A 14,089-nucleotide genomic window follows, 5' to 3' on the forward strand; every position below is an offset into this window, starting at 1 on the left:
TCTATTTATCATTTAAGGCTTATTTTTGATTAAACGCAATGGCTTTTTACTAAGTGGTCGCTGCAACCTACTAGGTGGTCGATTTTTCTAACCAAAATAAAAAGCTCCCTTGCTGTACAAGCAAAAGAACTTTCACTAATTTTTTTAATTCTTTTAAAAGGCATTCAGTTCGCCTTTCTTGTCTTTCCACCAAATAATTATTAGCCACGGAATGAGCGTAACAACAAAAGTTAAACACAGCAAACCTAAATCATTAACCAGGGATTGTTTAGTTAACAAATCATTGAGGGCGTTATAAATATAATGAAAAGGGAAGAATTTTTGAATATTGATCACTAATTTAAGAAAATCATTATTCGTGCTCATAAATGAATTAAAGGGACTAACTAACATCATCATAATTAACATCAAGGGAAAGTCTAGCGCATCTAATGTTTCTGCCTGCAATAATATTCCCAAGGTAAAGCCAATCACACTGGTATATAGCCCTGCAAGACTCAGCAGCAATACGCAAATAATTAGTTTATAATCAAATGTCAATCGTGAACTGACAAAGCCAATTACAAGGTTAAATGCAATAATCAATAAATTTAACAGTACTTGCAGAAAAACCTGATCCACTAAGTAATTTCCCAGGGAATAAAAAGATGTCTTATCTTTTAGTGCATAATATTGCCGGCCTGAATTAATTCTTTTGCCAAAAGTCACGACCGAGTTGCCGCCTATGCCCCACAGACACGCAATTAAAAAAATCACGTAATTAATGTCGGTATGTGAAGGTATCATGTTTAACATCAGCACATACCATGCACCTGGAATCACAATCGTAAATAATAAGAAACGCGGATTACGCAAAATATGTTTTAATTGTAGCCATTTAATCATTGTTAGTCTCCTTGCCATCGTTAAAATGCCGGTACCATTGTTCAATTGTCTGGTGGTGGCGGTGAATTTCATCCACGCTGACATCCTGCGTAATCTGACCATCTTTTAGCAAGACAACCCGGGAAAAATATTTATCAATCTGGTTAAAATCATGCGTGGTAGTTAAAACCGTGCTGTTCACATGATCCAGTCGCTGCCAAAAGAAATCGATTGATTGTAAATCCATACCTGCGGTCGGTTCATCGAAAATCAAGAACTTGCTCGGCTTAATTAAGGTCATGAGTAACAACAGCCTGCGTTTTTGCCCGCCCGACAACTTATTAATAGTAATTTTGGCCTGCTGCTTGAGATTAAATTCATCCAGCATCACAGAAATCTGTTCTTTATCATAGACCTGATCGATCGCCGCTTCTAACTGGATTTGCTCAGTAACTTTCAAAGTATCGATTAAAACATTTTCCTGCGGCATGATACTTAAATCTGCTTTAGGATCATAAAATAATTCAATCTTGCCATCGTCTGGTTGCAATAATTGGGTAATAATCTTAATTAACGTTGATTTACCAGCACCATTGCTGCCTAGTAGTGCAATGCGGTCACGCGTTTTAATTGTTAAATTGACCTTTTTCAATACCGGATAGGCAAACGACTTCTGTAAATCGGTAATTTTTAGTAAAAGATCACGTTTGGTTGGCGTACCTACTAATAAATAATCCAGTGACACGCCAAATATTTCGGCTAAACTAATCAACTTAATAATATCTGGCTCAGTTTCTCCCAGCTCCCACTTGGAAACAGATTGCCGCGAAACATATAGTTTTTGTGCCAGATCATTTTGAGATAATCGTTGTTTGCGTCGCAATTTAATCAATTGCTCAACAAAAATATTTTCCATTACAAACACCCTTTCAAATTGGTTAGCCTAATTATCCCCTAATGGTTTCTTTTGCCAAGCACATTTCTACTGCTTAGCTGACAACTTGCGGTTGCCAAGGCTATTAGAGTGAGGATTAGGCGCCTGTCACCACTTACTTTTAGCTTTTTAAAACGTACTACAATTAAAATTAAAAAAGACTAGCTCCGACAGTATATCGGAAACTAGTCTTAGACGATAGTTTAACAATTTATCTTAATTTTATTTTCTGAGTACACGAAAAAGCCACTGGATTTCCATACCAGTGACCTTTCTTGTACTCGGAGTTTCCAAACACAATATTTCGTAAAAACAACTTTAATGAGCAATCATATTTTACACCAACTGATAAAAATTGCAAGCAAATTTTTAATGAGTGCACAATCGACTATGGATTGCTTCTGCTTGCTACTTAACAATTAGTCTATTTACTCAAATTTTCTGCACGTGATTTATAGGAACCTTCGGCGGTATTAATTACCAAGTCTTCCCCTGTCTTAATAAAGTCAGGAACCTGTACCACTAAACCCGTTTCCATCGTCGCCGGCTTGCCTGAGCCCGTAACCGTTGCACTCTTAATGCCCGGCTCAGTCTGCTTCACTTTCATGACAACTGTTGACGGCAATTCAACACCAAGCAGTTTGCTGTCATTGGCAAATTCCAGCTGCACCTCAATATTCGGAATGAGGTAGAGCTTATCGTCACCTAACTGATCGGCCGAAACTTCATACTGCTCATAAGTTTCCGTATCCATGAAGGTATAAACATCCCCTTCATTATACAGATACTGGACATTCTTCTTCACGATATCTACCAGATCAACCTTTTCTGTCGGCCGCATCGTCTTATGAACAACCGCGCCGCTCTCGACATTGCGCAGATCCATCTGCATGACTGTGTTGCCCTTGCCCGGCTTGTGATGGTTGGCCTTCAAAACCCTGATCAGCTTGCCGTCTTGACTAAAAACCATGCCCTTTTTCAAATTAATTGCTTGTACCATCTTAATCTCCTTAAATTTTCAAATTCTTAACACAAATTGTGCACATAAACTTCTCCCAGAAATGGCTTTATTCAAAAAATTCGCTTTTCATACCTTAACCGAAAAAATCAAATTCGTTCATTTTCGTTCAAAATAATTCAAATTCGTTCAAATTATATCTATGCGCGCCTAATTACATTTTCAACCACCAATTCCAAAAAGTTCACGCTGGAGGCAAAGCAAATTTTTTAATTAATAATAAGTAAATTGTATTCATAATTCCTAGTATACCAAATCAAAAGTGTTTCAGGTAAATCTGATCAATCAAATGTCCGGCGGTTTTATGTAAAATCAAACTTGCCCGCTGTTTAGTTGGGGCAATGTATTCGCGTAAATTAACTAGGTTGACCATCTGCCAGGTTTCTTCTGCCAATTTGAGTGCATCATCCCGGGGGCCGTTGGCCATTGCATAATAAAAATTATCCGGATTGTTTTTGTTTAGCTCCATCACCTTAACAAAGCGCTGCATGTACCACTTTTCAATCAGTTCTTCTTCGGCATCAATGTAAATTGAAAAATCAAAGAAGTCGCTGGTGACAATCTGGCCGTTAGTCGGCAGCTGCAGGGTATTAATGCCCTCAATAATCAAAATATCCGGATTTTGCACGTGACCGTATTTGCCGGGGACAATATCACTCAGATCCTGCGAATAAAGCGGATAAATGATGTCCTCTTTGCCGGCCTGCACATCCTTTAAGAAATTACTGAGCAGCGCCATGTCATAGCTCTCAGGAAAACCCTTGCGGGCCATCAAATTGCGCCGCGTTAATTCCTGATTGGAATAGAGAAAACCATCGGTGGTCATCAAATGTACCTTTAATTCCGGATAAGTCCGGCTGAGAAGCAGCTGCAAAAGGCGCGCTGTCGTCGACTTGCCGACCGCTACCGAACCGGAAATGCCGATAATAAATGGTGCCAGTTTAATTTCTTTCTGTAAAAAAGCCCGCTGCTTTTTCTGTGAGTGTCGTTTGCCCAAATAAACCACATGCAGATAATTGATTAGACTGGCATAAATCTCCCGAATATCAGTTAAATCAACAACGTCACCGAGAGATTTAATTTTAGCCAGTTCGTCTTTGGTAATCGTGACCTGGTCCGCCGCCTGCAGATTAGCCCAGTCATCCCTGCTAAAACGAAGATAATTTTCCATTGCTTTTGTCCTTAATTATTTTTCTTCTATTATAAAGTACTTAGCCGGCAATTAAAACTTTACGGCCAATAAAAAACTCCCTGAGCCTAAACTCACGGAGTACCCCTTCTCTCATGTACCTACTATTGTGAAATCGGCTGCAGACTTGAAGAAATTGTCTTGCTAGGATTCTGCTTTTGGAAAGCCAACAGCTTGTTAATGGCAGCAATTTTCGCTTGCGTTGAATATTTCTTCCCAATAATCGTAATATTTGCCGGTTTGACATACTTGTTCTTGGCAATCCGGTAAAAATCCTGGCCGTCAATAACTTTCTTATCTAGGATCGTTACTTTGACGCCTTTTTTGATCGGCTTAAGCTGCACACCCTCAGCATTATAAACATACGTGTTTTTTTTTAATTTTAATTGCAGTTGACGCTTTATGTTTGTAGCTGAAGCAGCAGTGGTGGCAGCAGCCGGCACAGTCGTTGCAAGCAGGGAAACAGACGCAATGCTCAAGAATAAAAACTTTCTAACTTTCATAATTGCTCCTTATTATTCAAAACTATTTATATACTCTTATTTAATATAGCATAAAATTAAACGCTAGAGCAAATCTTTTTCAAACTAAAGTTGTATACTAACAAGTAATGTAAATAGAGGAGCACAAAATGAAAAAAATAATTTTATTCGGCGATTCAATCTTTAATGGTTACCGTTACGGTGAAGACACCAATCTTGTAACGATTGGCATGCAAGAAGCGCTGGGCAGCGGCGTGCAAATTGAAAATTTGTCCAAAAGCGGCGCAACCACGACCGAGGGACTAAATTACTTAGGCCAAATTGATCCGCGGGCAGACCTGGTCGTCCTGGAATACGGAACTAATGATGCAGCCAGTAGCTGGGGTATCCCAAGTAATACCTATGCCCAAAATTTAGCCACGATGATTAAAACAATTGGCGCTAGCAGAATGATTATTGTCGGGCCATCTTACCCAGATCCCAACAACAAGGAGATCATGCAATTTTACAGCACAGACCGCCTTAATTTATATAACCGCATTGCCAAAAATCAAGCGCAAAAAAATAGCATCCCCTTCGTTGATCTAATCGCACACTGGCGTAAATTGAGCGATGTTTCTTCCTATTATCAAAAAGATGGGCAGCACCTGCTTGATCAGGGCAATGCTGAGCTGATTGCACAAGTGGCAGGCGTAATCAAAGAAAAGATCGAGCAATAAACCCGATCTTTTTTGTTACAATTCTTTAACCATCATCACGTGCTTGACGCCGGCCTCTTCAAAAATGTCGCCAACGGTTTCATAACCCAGCTGGTCATAAAAGGGCTTAGCCTGCATCTGAGCATGGCAGTACAGCTGTTTTACTCCTTGCTCACGCAGATAGTCATGCACTGTCTTCATCATCTTGCTGCCAAGCTGCTGGCCGCGGGCAGCCTTATCGACTGCGACCCGGCCCAGCAACCACTTACCGTCTTCTTTAAAAACACGGCAAACAGCAAGCGCATTTGTTTTAGCTTCATTCAACAAAAAAACCTGCGTTGCCTCAAGGTCGGTATCGTCTAATTCCGGCACCGTAATTTTTTGCTCGGTGACAAAAGTATTTATCCGCAAGCGGGAAATGCAGAACACTTCACGCCCGCTCATCTCATCTATCTTTTTAAATTTAAAATCCAATTTTCCCACAGTTATCCTCACTTTCATTTTTCTTGATAAGTTGCAGGATTCACCGCCAGTAGTGGGCTCTTTTCACCAATATAAATAATATCCAGCTTGTACATTGCCCGTGAAGTAATTGTATAAACCAGCTGGGTTTCGTCAGCTTTGTGGTATTTGCTTTTAGACGCATCCCACATCACGACAGCGTCGAATTCCAAACCTTTTGCCAGGTATGACGGTACAACCAATGTGCCGCCAACTAGTCGCTGGTTGGCAGTTGCAATCAAGGTATTCTTGCGGCCCGCTTGGTTCAGTTCCTCACTGACAAATTTGGCATCTGCCAAATTCTTGGTAATAATCGCAGTTGTCTGTTTCTTACGATCATTTTCCTGCAGAATCTGCTCTAACACCGCAATTGCTTCCTGAGCGTTATCCCGACCCCAAAGAGCAGGCTTTGGCCCCTGCCGGTTAAAGGATTCGATCTTTTCCCCTTGGCGCAAAATCTGCTTGGTAAAATCGGTCAACTGCTTGGTTGAACGGTAAGACTTGGTTAGTTGCACCACTTCGGTTTTTTCTGGATCAAACAAGCCGCTGATCTGCTTGAGCAGATTCTGACTCTCATCCTTGGTAAAAATCGCCTGGTTCAAGTCACCGAGCATCGTATATTTGGCACGCGGAAAATTATATTTAAGGTAACACAGCTGAAACGGCGTGTAATCCTGAATTTCATCGATAAAAGCATAGCGCATTTCAAAATCAACATAACGCCCGGTCAACAAATCATACAAATAAAGGTAGGCGGACACATCATTCATGTGAATGTAGCGTTCTTTAAAACTTGCCTTGACCGTTGCAATCTGCTGCTCCCAGTCAGAAGCAGCAATTCCCCACTTACTTAGGTCGATCATTTTCGGTACGGCCCGCAAAAAATTCAGGTACTGCGCACGCATGTTGATGAAATGGTTTTGCTTAATGCTATTGTAAACTTTTTTTAATTTTTTGACGACAATTTTTCGGCCTAAAAACTGCTCTTCCTTTTCTTCGGATTCAAACTCTTGGTCCGGCCGGTCATAGAGCTCATTTAACTGTTCCTTGCTCAATCCTTGAATTGTCTCTGAAACCCAGGACTTTTTGGCCTCGGAAGTAATTCGGCGGTTGAGCTGCTTGATTAATTCTTCTCTGGTCGCATCAATTCGGTTGGCCAAGCTGTAGTTGCTGTTAAATGAATAATAGATCTCCTTGATTTTTTCCTTGCTAAAATAAGGTCTCTTCTTGTCGCGGAAGTAAATATCCTTGAAAATTACGCCTTTGCCGTTAAGATACTTAGCGTAGCGGGTTACCAGTTTGAAAAATTTAGTTGAGTCTTTGAATTTATTAATATTGGTATCGGCCTGCTTGTCTTCAAACTGGTCAAACAGGTTTTCCACCTGCATCCCCGGCAGACGCCGGGCCACAAACTGCCAATAAGTCATCTGCACCATGTTCTGCTCGCCCATCTCGGGCAGAACATTTTTGATGTAGTCGTTAAAAAGCTGATTGGGGCTGAACATAATCACGTTGCTGCTGGTCAAATTACCGCGGTAACGATATAGCAGGTAGGCAATCCGCTGCAGAATAGCCGAGGTCTTGCCGGAACCAGCTGCTCCTTGAACAAAAAGCAGGTCAGCGCTGGTATTTCTGATAATTTTGTTTTGTTCCTGCTGAATCGTGGTCACAATTGACTTCATCTGCGTGCTGGATTTTTCCGATAAAACTTCCAGCAGCATCTGGTCGCCAATCGACTCATTGGTATCAAACATGTTGACGATCTTGCCCTTTTCAATCATGAACTGCCGCTTCTTGGTCATTTCGACGGTAATTTCACCTTCAGGTGAGTGATAGGAAACCTTACCCAATTTACCGTCATAATAAATCGAAGAAATTGGTGCGCGCCAATCATAGATCAGGAAGTGATTATTTTCATCGGCAAACGAGCCCAGGCCAATATAAATCGTCTCCGGCTGCTCATTAGTTTCCCTAAAATCAACCCGGGCAAAATATGGTTTTTGCTCGAGCCGCTCCACCGTATCAAGCTGCTTAGCAGAGTGCTGCCAAGCGTTTTGCCGTTCATCCAGCAGTTGCTGCTGCTGGTGAATCGAGAGGGCCGTTTCCATCGAAGTCGAATAGCCATCAAAGTCAAGTTTAACGTCATCATAAAAGTGGGAATTAAGGTCACGTGCTTCGCCTTCTGCCGACTTAATCGCTGTCTTTAACTCCGCCTTTTTTGCCTTAATCTTGTCCAAGATGTGGTCAAGGTGCTCTTGCTCATACTGCTTTTCGTTCATCGTTTTTGTCATCTAGTCACCCATTCTTCAAAACTTGCATTCCATTTTAACATGAATTCTAATTAAGATATAATTCTGACCCTTATAAAAGTTTTATATTGTAAATAATGGAAAAATTTCAAATAACTCTTATAATTTTATTTATTGGAGTTGAGCAAAATCATGAAAAAGTTTTTTAATTTTTTACGTAATTTAACAATAGTGGCACTGACTGTGGCAGCCATTGGCAGCACCCAAACAGTTGGTCAAGCCACTTGGCACAATAACAGCTTAGAAACACCTGGGCAAACTGTCCAGCGCAAAAATGAAGTAACTGTCTTCAGCAAGGCCAAAGGAAAGCATAAGCCACTTAAAGCTGATAAGGATATCAGGGGCAAATCTCGCTGGCCTAAAGCTACGGCCACGGTCTATATCAATACCAAAGATGATTTTGAAATGTATAGTGCAGCGATTGACGCAATTGATGCGTGGAACCAAACCGGTGCCTTTACTTTTAAAGAAATAAAAAGCAAAAAGAAAGCCAACATTGTTATCGGCTTGATGGATGATGACGATACGGAAGCCGCCGGCGAAACGATGCTCAAGTACCAGCCAAGAAAACGAAGAATTACAAAGGCAAAGATTTATTTGAATGTTTATTACCTGGAAAATATATGGTATGGTTACAGTTATGAACGGGTGGTCAATACCGCCGAGCACGAGCTGGGACATGCAATGGGATTAAACCATAATAAAGGCGTATCGGTAATGTATCCGGCTGGTTCATATTACGATATCAAGAAGCGCGACATCAACGCCGTCAAAAAACTATACAACGAAAAATAGCTTATTGCGGGAGGGTTTATGAAAAGAATTTATATTGTTAGACACGGACAGACCTACATCAATCGCTACAATAAAATGCAGGGCTGGTGCGACACGCCGTTGACAGAAGAGGGCATTGCCGGCGCCGAGCAGGCCGGCGAGGCACTAAAAGAGGTGCCCTTTGATATTGCCCTTTCCAGTGATATGAAGCGGGCAAGCGACACCTGCGACATTATCATCAGGCACAATGTAAACAAAGACGAGCTGCAGCACCTTACCAGCCCTTTTTTCCGTGAACATTTTTACGGCTACTTTGAGGGGATGGATACTAATGCCGCCTGGGAAATGATTGGCGGCCCCCATGGTTACCCTAGCAATTATGATCTATTAAAAAATAATTCGATCGATCAGGTCAAAGACTGGATCAAAGAAGCCGATCCCTTTCATCAGGCAGAAAATGCCCACGAATATTGGCAGCGGCTTGGCAAAGGCTTCAAGCTGATCAGCGAACTTGATGGGGCAGAAAACATCTTACTGGTCACACATGGTTTTACCATCCGAAGCATTGCCGACCATTACGGCGATAAAATTGATGTCAGCACCGGCCCGCGTAATGCCTCAATTACGATTATGAACATGACGGCCACCGACATGAAAGTTACTTCCTACAACCAAATGAAAATTTAGGCATAATAAAATCAGGCAGAAAATTACTCTGTCTGATTTTTGTTTTTCTGCGAAACCAGCCTAATCTTTTTTATCCATTAATTTTTCCGCCGCCAGCAAGTTTTTTTCTGCCATCATGGGCACCCGGCCCAGACCATCTAAGCCAACATTTAGCAAGTAATTGATCCCCAATGAATTCAAATGTTTGCGCGTTTGACAGATTTGCTGCGGCCTTTTCCAGTCTTGGTCACGGTAAGAAAAACCCCAAGAATTGTTCATTGTTGCGGCCGTTTCATAGAGACCGTAAGGTGACGGCTTAAAACCATTGAGTGCGTTATAATCAACTTTTTCGTTGCCAGCAGTTTTAACATCAGGTACTTCATTATCACCCAAAGATACGTAGTCGTACTTGCCATTGCCCAAGCGCGAATTAACCAGGCAGTCAGGCTGCAGCCGTTTAACCGTTGCGTAAAGTTCTTGACTTTGCTGTTTGCTCAAGGTCATCGGCACATCAAACCAGGCGACGGCAATCTCACCATAGTTGGACATTATTTCCCTTACCTGCGGCAGAATTTTATTATTAAAACAAAGAGCGTAATCTTTGGACTTTTCGTCTTGAAAATCCCAGTTGTTGTCCCAAGAGCTGCCGGCACTTTCAAGGTCATTAGTCAGGTAGCCGCCGCCGTTAGGATCGTGCCAGTCCAAATCCTGTGAATAATATAAACCTAGTTTCAGGCCGGCCCGGCGGCAGGCGGCAGCTAATTCAGCCAGCACATCCCGGTGAAACGGGGAAGCATCATAAATATTGTAGCGATCAACCTGAGAATGGTACATGGCAAAGCCATCATGGTGTTTGGTCGTCACGACCAAATACTTCATACCGCATTTTTGGGCCAAGGCAACAATTTTTTCCGCATCAAAAAAGATGGGATTAAAGGCCTGCGTCAATTTGGCATATTCTTTATTGGGAATCCGCAAATTCGATTGAATCCACTCCGCGTAATTGCTGGAGGGCCGGCCATTGTATTCACCGGCAAGCAGCGAATACAGCCCCCAATGAATCATCATGCCGTATTGCGCCTTCTTAAACCATTCAATATTGCTGTTCATATGTCTATCCTCTTTTTAATTCTTTAATTAGCAATTTACATCAATTAACGAAAAAAATCAGCAATTTTCTTGCTGATTTTTTTAAATGATTAAAATTTACGAAAACGTTTATGCCGCCGTTCCAGCAATTGCGTCAGAGTTAATTGATCAAATGCTGCCAGCTGGTTAGCAATTAATTTTTGTAATTCGGCTGCATTATCGTTTAAAACCGTTTCCGGCAACACCCGCTCCACAATGCCGTTTTCTTTTAGCCATTGCGGCTCAATGTGCATCAGTTCGGCTGCCTCGTGGGCTTTTTTAGCATCCTTATACATGATTGAAGCAAAGCCTTCGGGCGACAGCACAGTGTACATGCTGTGCTCCAGCATCCATACCTGATCGCTGCAAGCCAAAGCCAGCGCACCGCCAGATCCAGCCTCGCCGATAATCACGGCCAGCAGAGGGATTTTTAGCTGCAGCATTTTACTGATGCTGCCAGCAAGCACCTGTCCTTGACCGCCGGCTTCTGCAGCAGCACCGGGATAAGCTCCCGGCGTATTAATCAAGGTGACTACCGGAATTCTTAATTTTTCAGCGGTCTGCATAACACGCAGGGCCTTCCTATAACCCTGCGGTGTGGGACTGCCAAAATTAGTGGCCATCCGCTCTTTCAATTCCTGCCCCTTATTAGTGGCAACAACAGCCACGCTGCGGCCGTTAAGGGCGGCAAAACCGGCAATGATTGCAGCATCATCACCCATTGCCCGGTCGCCGTGTAATTCAAAAAAGTCACTGAATAAGTGTCTGACCAGCTGCCGCATGTCGGTTTTGCTGTCACTGCGCGCACCATCCATGATGGCGGCAATTTCTTTATTCTTCATTCGTCTGCCCGCCCCACTTTTGTCCTTCAAAAATCGCCAGCAACTGACTTAGAACTGCCACCTGCTGTGCACGCGGAACAATCGCATCCACAAAACCATTTTTAAAGGCGTTTTCTGCACTCTGAAAATTTTCCGGCAGCTTCTTATTGATTGTCTGCTCAATCACGCGTCTGCCGGCAAAACCAACCAAGGCCTTAGGCTCAGCCAAAATAACGTCTGCCTGGGAAGCAAAACTCGCGGTCACGCCGCCGGTTGTCGGATCCATTAATACAACGACATAGGCTAACCCGGCAGCACGGTGGTCGTTAACTGCCTGGGAAATTTTTGCCATCTGCATCAAGGAATCAATCCCTTCCTGCATTCTCGCCCCACCAGAAGCCGTATACATAATCACCGGCAGCTTCTCCTTAGTTGCTTTTTCAAACATGCGGGTGATCCGTTCACCCGTGGCCGTCCCCAAACTGCCCATAATAAACAGCGGGTCCATAATTCCTAAAGCAGCCGCGTGACCGTTAATCTTAGCTTTGCCTGTTAAAACTGCATCTTTTAACTTGGTGACAGACTGGGCTTTCTTGACTTTTTCTTGATAACCAGGAAAAGAAAGCGGATCGCTGGTTGTCAGATCGGCATCCCATTCCGTAAAATCTTTGGTCAGCATCCGTAAATGCTGCCGGGCGGTTACCCGAAAACCATAGCCACAGTTGGGACAGACATGATATTTTCCGGATTTATGGAAATAAAACTTGGCCCCGCAATGGTTGCAGCGCCGAAAAATTCCGCTCGGCACATTATGATAATTTTTCAGAGCCGATTTGGGATGAGCCGAAAATTTAATTGCCATTATTCTTGGGCCCCTTTCTGCCGCTGACTTTTAATATAAGCTGGCAAAAATTTCTGATCAATATAAGTAGTTAAGTAAGTTCCGTCTTGAAAAGCAGCAGACGAAAGCAAGGCCACCAAAAAATCACGGTTGGTCGTCAAGCCCTTGATGGCAAATTCATTCAAGGCATCAAGCAAGCGCCTGACTGCCAAAGCACGCGTTTCCGCATGGGCAATGATCTTAATAATCATCGAATCATAAAACGGCGAAACGCTGTCCCCGCTGTTAACACCGCTCTCTATTCTGATCCCCAGGCCGCCGGGCAGGGCCATCTGGTCAATCTTGCCCGCCTGCGGCTGAAAGTTTTTCACGGGATCTTCGGCATTAATCCGTGCTTCAATCGCGGCCCCATGAATTGTCACCTGCTTCTGCGTTACTGGCAAATCTTCGCCGGCAGCAATCCTTATCTGAGCCTTGACTAGATCAAGCTGTGTCACCTCTTCGGTAATCGAATGCTCAACCTGAATCCGTGTGTTCATTTCCATGAAGTAAAAATTATGGTCGGGATCCATTAAAAACTCGATTGTCCCTACATTTTCATACTTAATTGCCTTGATTGCCTTAACAGTAATCTTTTGCAGGTATGCCCGCTCCTTAGGACTAATCTGGCTGCAGGGGGTTTCTTCAATCACCTTCTGCTGATTGCGCTGCATTGAGCAGTCACGCTCCGGCAAGGCAACAACATGTCCGTTTTTGTCGGCCATAATCTGCACCTCAATATGCTTGGCCGGAGAAATGATTTTTTCCAGATACATGCGGCCATCACCAAAATTGAGGCGTGCTTCTTCTTGGGCCTCAGCAAATGCAGCTGGTAAATCCTCGGCTCGCTGCACTTTTCTGATGCCTTTGCCGCCGCCGCCGGCAACTGCCTTCAGCATCACCGGAAAGCCAACTTCGCCAGCAACCTGCAGCGCTTCTCCAGAATCTTTAACAGGGCCATTGCTGCCGGGAATAACCGGCACATGATTTGCACGCATCGTGTCACGGGCGTTAGCCTTATTGCCCATCAAAGAAATTGTCTTAGCCTGCGGACCAATAAAGGCCAAATGACATTCCGCACAGGCCTGCGCAAATTCTGGACTTTCCGACAAAAAGCCGTAGCCCGGATGGATGGCTTCCGCACCGGTAAGCAGGGCCGCACTGAGAATATTTTGCATATTCAAATATGAGGCAGCCGGCTGCGGTCCGCCGATGCAAACTGCCTCATCAGCCTCCCTGACATGCTGAGCATTTTTATCCGCGGTTGAATATACCGCAACCGACTTAATGCCCAATTCACGCAGGGCGCGGATAACCCGAATGGCAATCTCCCCGCGGTTGGCAATCAATACTTTATTAAACATCTCTTGCCACCTTACTGAATTGCAAAGGTCAGTTCACCGTTGCAGGCCACCTGGCCGTCAACTAGTGCTCGCGCCTTGCCAATTCCGGCATTACCACGCAGCTTATCCAGTTGTACTTCCAGCCGTAAAGTGTCACCTGGGGTAACCATCTTACGAAACCGGACCTGTTTGATTCCGCCGAAATAAGCCGTTTTACCTTTAAATTCCGGCATTGTTAATAAGGCAATGGCTCCCGTTTGCGCCAATGCTTCCGTGATCAATACCCCCGGCATCACGGGATTGCCCGGAAAATGTCCTTGGAAAAAGCTTTCGTTCATCGTTAGATTTTTGCGGGCAATGGCATATTCGCCCGGACAATAATCCAAGACCCGGTCAACGAGCAGCATTGGATAGCGATGGGGTAAAATTTTTTGAATCTGCACAATGTCTAAAACTTGTGGATTTTCTTGTTCCTCCATTAT

At 43.5% G+C, this 14,089-nt stretch carries 15 protein-coding genes; 3 read left to right on the plus strand and 12 right to left on the minus strand.

The window, feature by feature from the left end; genetic code table 11:
* Nucleotides 1-153: 153 nt before the first annotated feature.
* The 5 genes from PT285_RS08915 to PT285_RS08935 all read right to left on the minus strand — a co-directional run bounded on the left by PT285_RS08915 (nt 154) and on the right by PT285_RS08935 (nt 4,508).
* Nucleotides 154-885, minus strand: coding sequence for a lantibiotic ABC transporter permease (locus PT285_RS08915; RefSeq protein WP_277149800.1), 732 nt, complete (start codon nt 883-885; stop codon nt 154-156).
* The gene (locus tag PT285_RS08920) at nt 878-1,780 is read right to left on the minus strand and encodes an XRE family transcriptional regulator (RefSeq protein WP_277149802.1); all 903 of its coding nucleotides are present in this window, start codon (nt 1,778-1,780) and stop codon (nt 878-880) included. Before PT285_RS08920 ends, PT285_RS08915 begins: the two co-directional genes overlap by 8 nt.
* A gap of 442 nt (nt 1,781-2,222) precedes the next feature.
* Nucleotides 2,223-2,798, minus strand: a complete 576-nt coding sequence (gene efp / locus PT285_RS08925; protein WP_277149803.1) for an elongation factor P — start codon at nt 2,796-2,798, stop codon at nt 2,223-2,225.
* A 274-nt stretch (nt 2,799-3,072) separates the two neighbouring features.
* Nucleotides 3,073-3,987 (minus strand): type I pantothenate kinase, encoded by a 915-nt coding sequence (coaA, locus tag PT285_RS08930; RefSeq protein WP_277149806.1) that lies wholly within the window; start codon nt 3,985-3,987, stop codon nt 3,073-3,075.
* Between the two features lie 122 nt (nt 3,988-4,109).
* A complete protein-coding gene (locus tag PT285_RS08935) occupies nt 4,110-4,508 on the minus strand; it encodes an SLAP domain-containing protein (protein WP_277149807.1) in 399 nt (132 codons plus the stop codon).
* Nucleotides 4,509-4,636: 128 nt separating this feature from the next.
* Here PT285_RS08935 and PT285_RS08940 point away from each other — a divergent pair, with 128 nt between their 5' ends.
* Entirely contained in the window at nt 4,637-5,206 is a 570-nt protein-coding gene (locus tag PT285_RS08940; protein WP_277149809.1) for an SGNH/GDSL hydrolase family protein, read from the plus strand.
* 15 nt (nt 5,207-5,221) lie between these two features.
* Here PT285_RS08940 and PT285_RS08945 read toward each other — a convergent pair whose 3' ends face one another.
* Nucleotides 5,222-5,629, minus strand: coding sequence for a GNAT family N-acetyltransferase (locus tag PT285_RS08945; protein WP_374211491.1), 408 nt, complete (start codon nt 5,627-5,629; stop codon nt 5,222-5,224).
* A 53-nt stretch (nt 5,630-5,682) separates the two neighbouring features.
* Nucleotides 5,683-7,977, minus strand: coding sequence for an RNA polymerase recycling motor HelD (gene helD / locus PT285_RS08950; protein ID WP_277149813.1), 2,295 nt, complete (start codon nt 7,975-7,977; stop codon nt 5,683-5,685).
* Between the two features lie 150 nt (nt 7,978-8,127).
* Here helD and PT285_RS08955 point away from each other — a divergent pair, with 150 nt between their 5' ends.
* Complete coding sequence (locus tag PT285_RS08955) at nt 8,128-8,790, plus strand: matrixin family metalloprotease (RefSeq protein WP_277149815.1); 663 nt, start codon at nt 8,128-8,130, stop codon at nt 8,788-8,790.
* A gap of 18 nt (nt 8,791-8,808) precedes the next feature.
* Nucleotides 8,809-9,456 (plus strand): histidine phosphatase family protein, encoded by a 648-nt coding sequence (locus PT285_RS08960; RefSeq protein WP_277149817.1) that lies wholly within the window; start codon nt 8,809-8,811, stop codon nt 9,454-9,456.
* Nucleotides 9,457-9,516: 60 nt separating this feature from the next.
* Here PT285_RS08960 and PT285_RS08965 read toward each other — a convergent pair whose 3' ends face one another.
* From PT285_RS08965 to fabZ, 5 genes are all read right to left on the minus strand, one after another.
* Entirely contained in the window at nt 9,517-10,545 is a 1,029-nt protein-coding gene (locus tag PT285_RS08965) for an alpha-L-fucosidase (RefSeq protein WP_277149819.1), read from the minus strand.
* Between the two features lie 89 nt (nt 10,546-10,634).
* On the minus strand, nt 10,635-11,405 hold the full coding sequence (gene accA, locus PT285_RS08970; protein ID WP_277149822.1) for a carboxyltransferase subunit alpha: 771 nt from the start codon (nt 11,403-11,405) through the stop codon (nt 10,635-10,637).
* On the minus strand, nt 11,395-12,246 hold the full coding sequence (locus tag PT285_RS08975; protein WP_277149824.1) for an acetyl-CoA carboxylase carboxyltransferase subunit beta: 852 nt from the start codon (nt 12,244-12,246) through the stop codon (nt 11,395-11,397). The genes accA and PT285_RS08975 overlap by 11 nt, the downstream gene beginning before the upstream one ends.
* The gene (locus PT285_RS08980; protein WP_277149826.1) at nt 12,246-13,628 is read right to left on the minus strand and encodes an acetyl/propionyl/methylcrotonyl-CoA carboxylase subunit alpha; all 1,383 of its coding nucleotides are present in this window, start codon (nt 13,626-13,628) and stop codon (nt 12,246-12,248) included. The genes PT285_RS08975 and PT285_RS08980 overlap by 1 nt, the downstream gene beginning before the upstream one ends.
* 11 nt (nt 13,629-13,639) lie before the next feature.
* A complete protein-coding gene (gene fabZ / locus PT285_RS08985; RefSeq protein WP_277149828.1) occupies nt 13,640-14,086 on the minus strand; it encodes a 3-hydroxyacyl-ACP dehydratase FabZ in 447 nt (148 codons plus the stop codon).
* Between the last annotated feature and the right edge of the window lie 3 nt (nt 14,087-14,089).

This window comes from Lactobacillus sp. ESL0791 (assembly GCF_029433255.1).
Taxonomy (GTDB): domain Bacteria; phylum Bacillota; class Bacilli; order Lactobacillales; family Lactobacillaceae; genus Lactobacillus.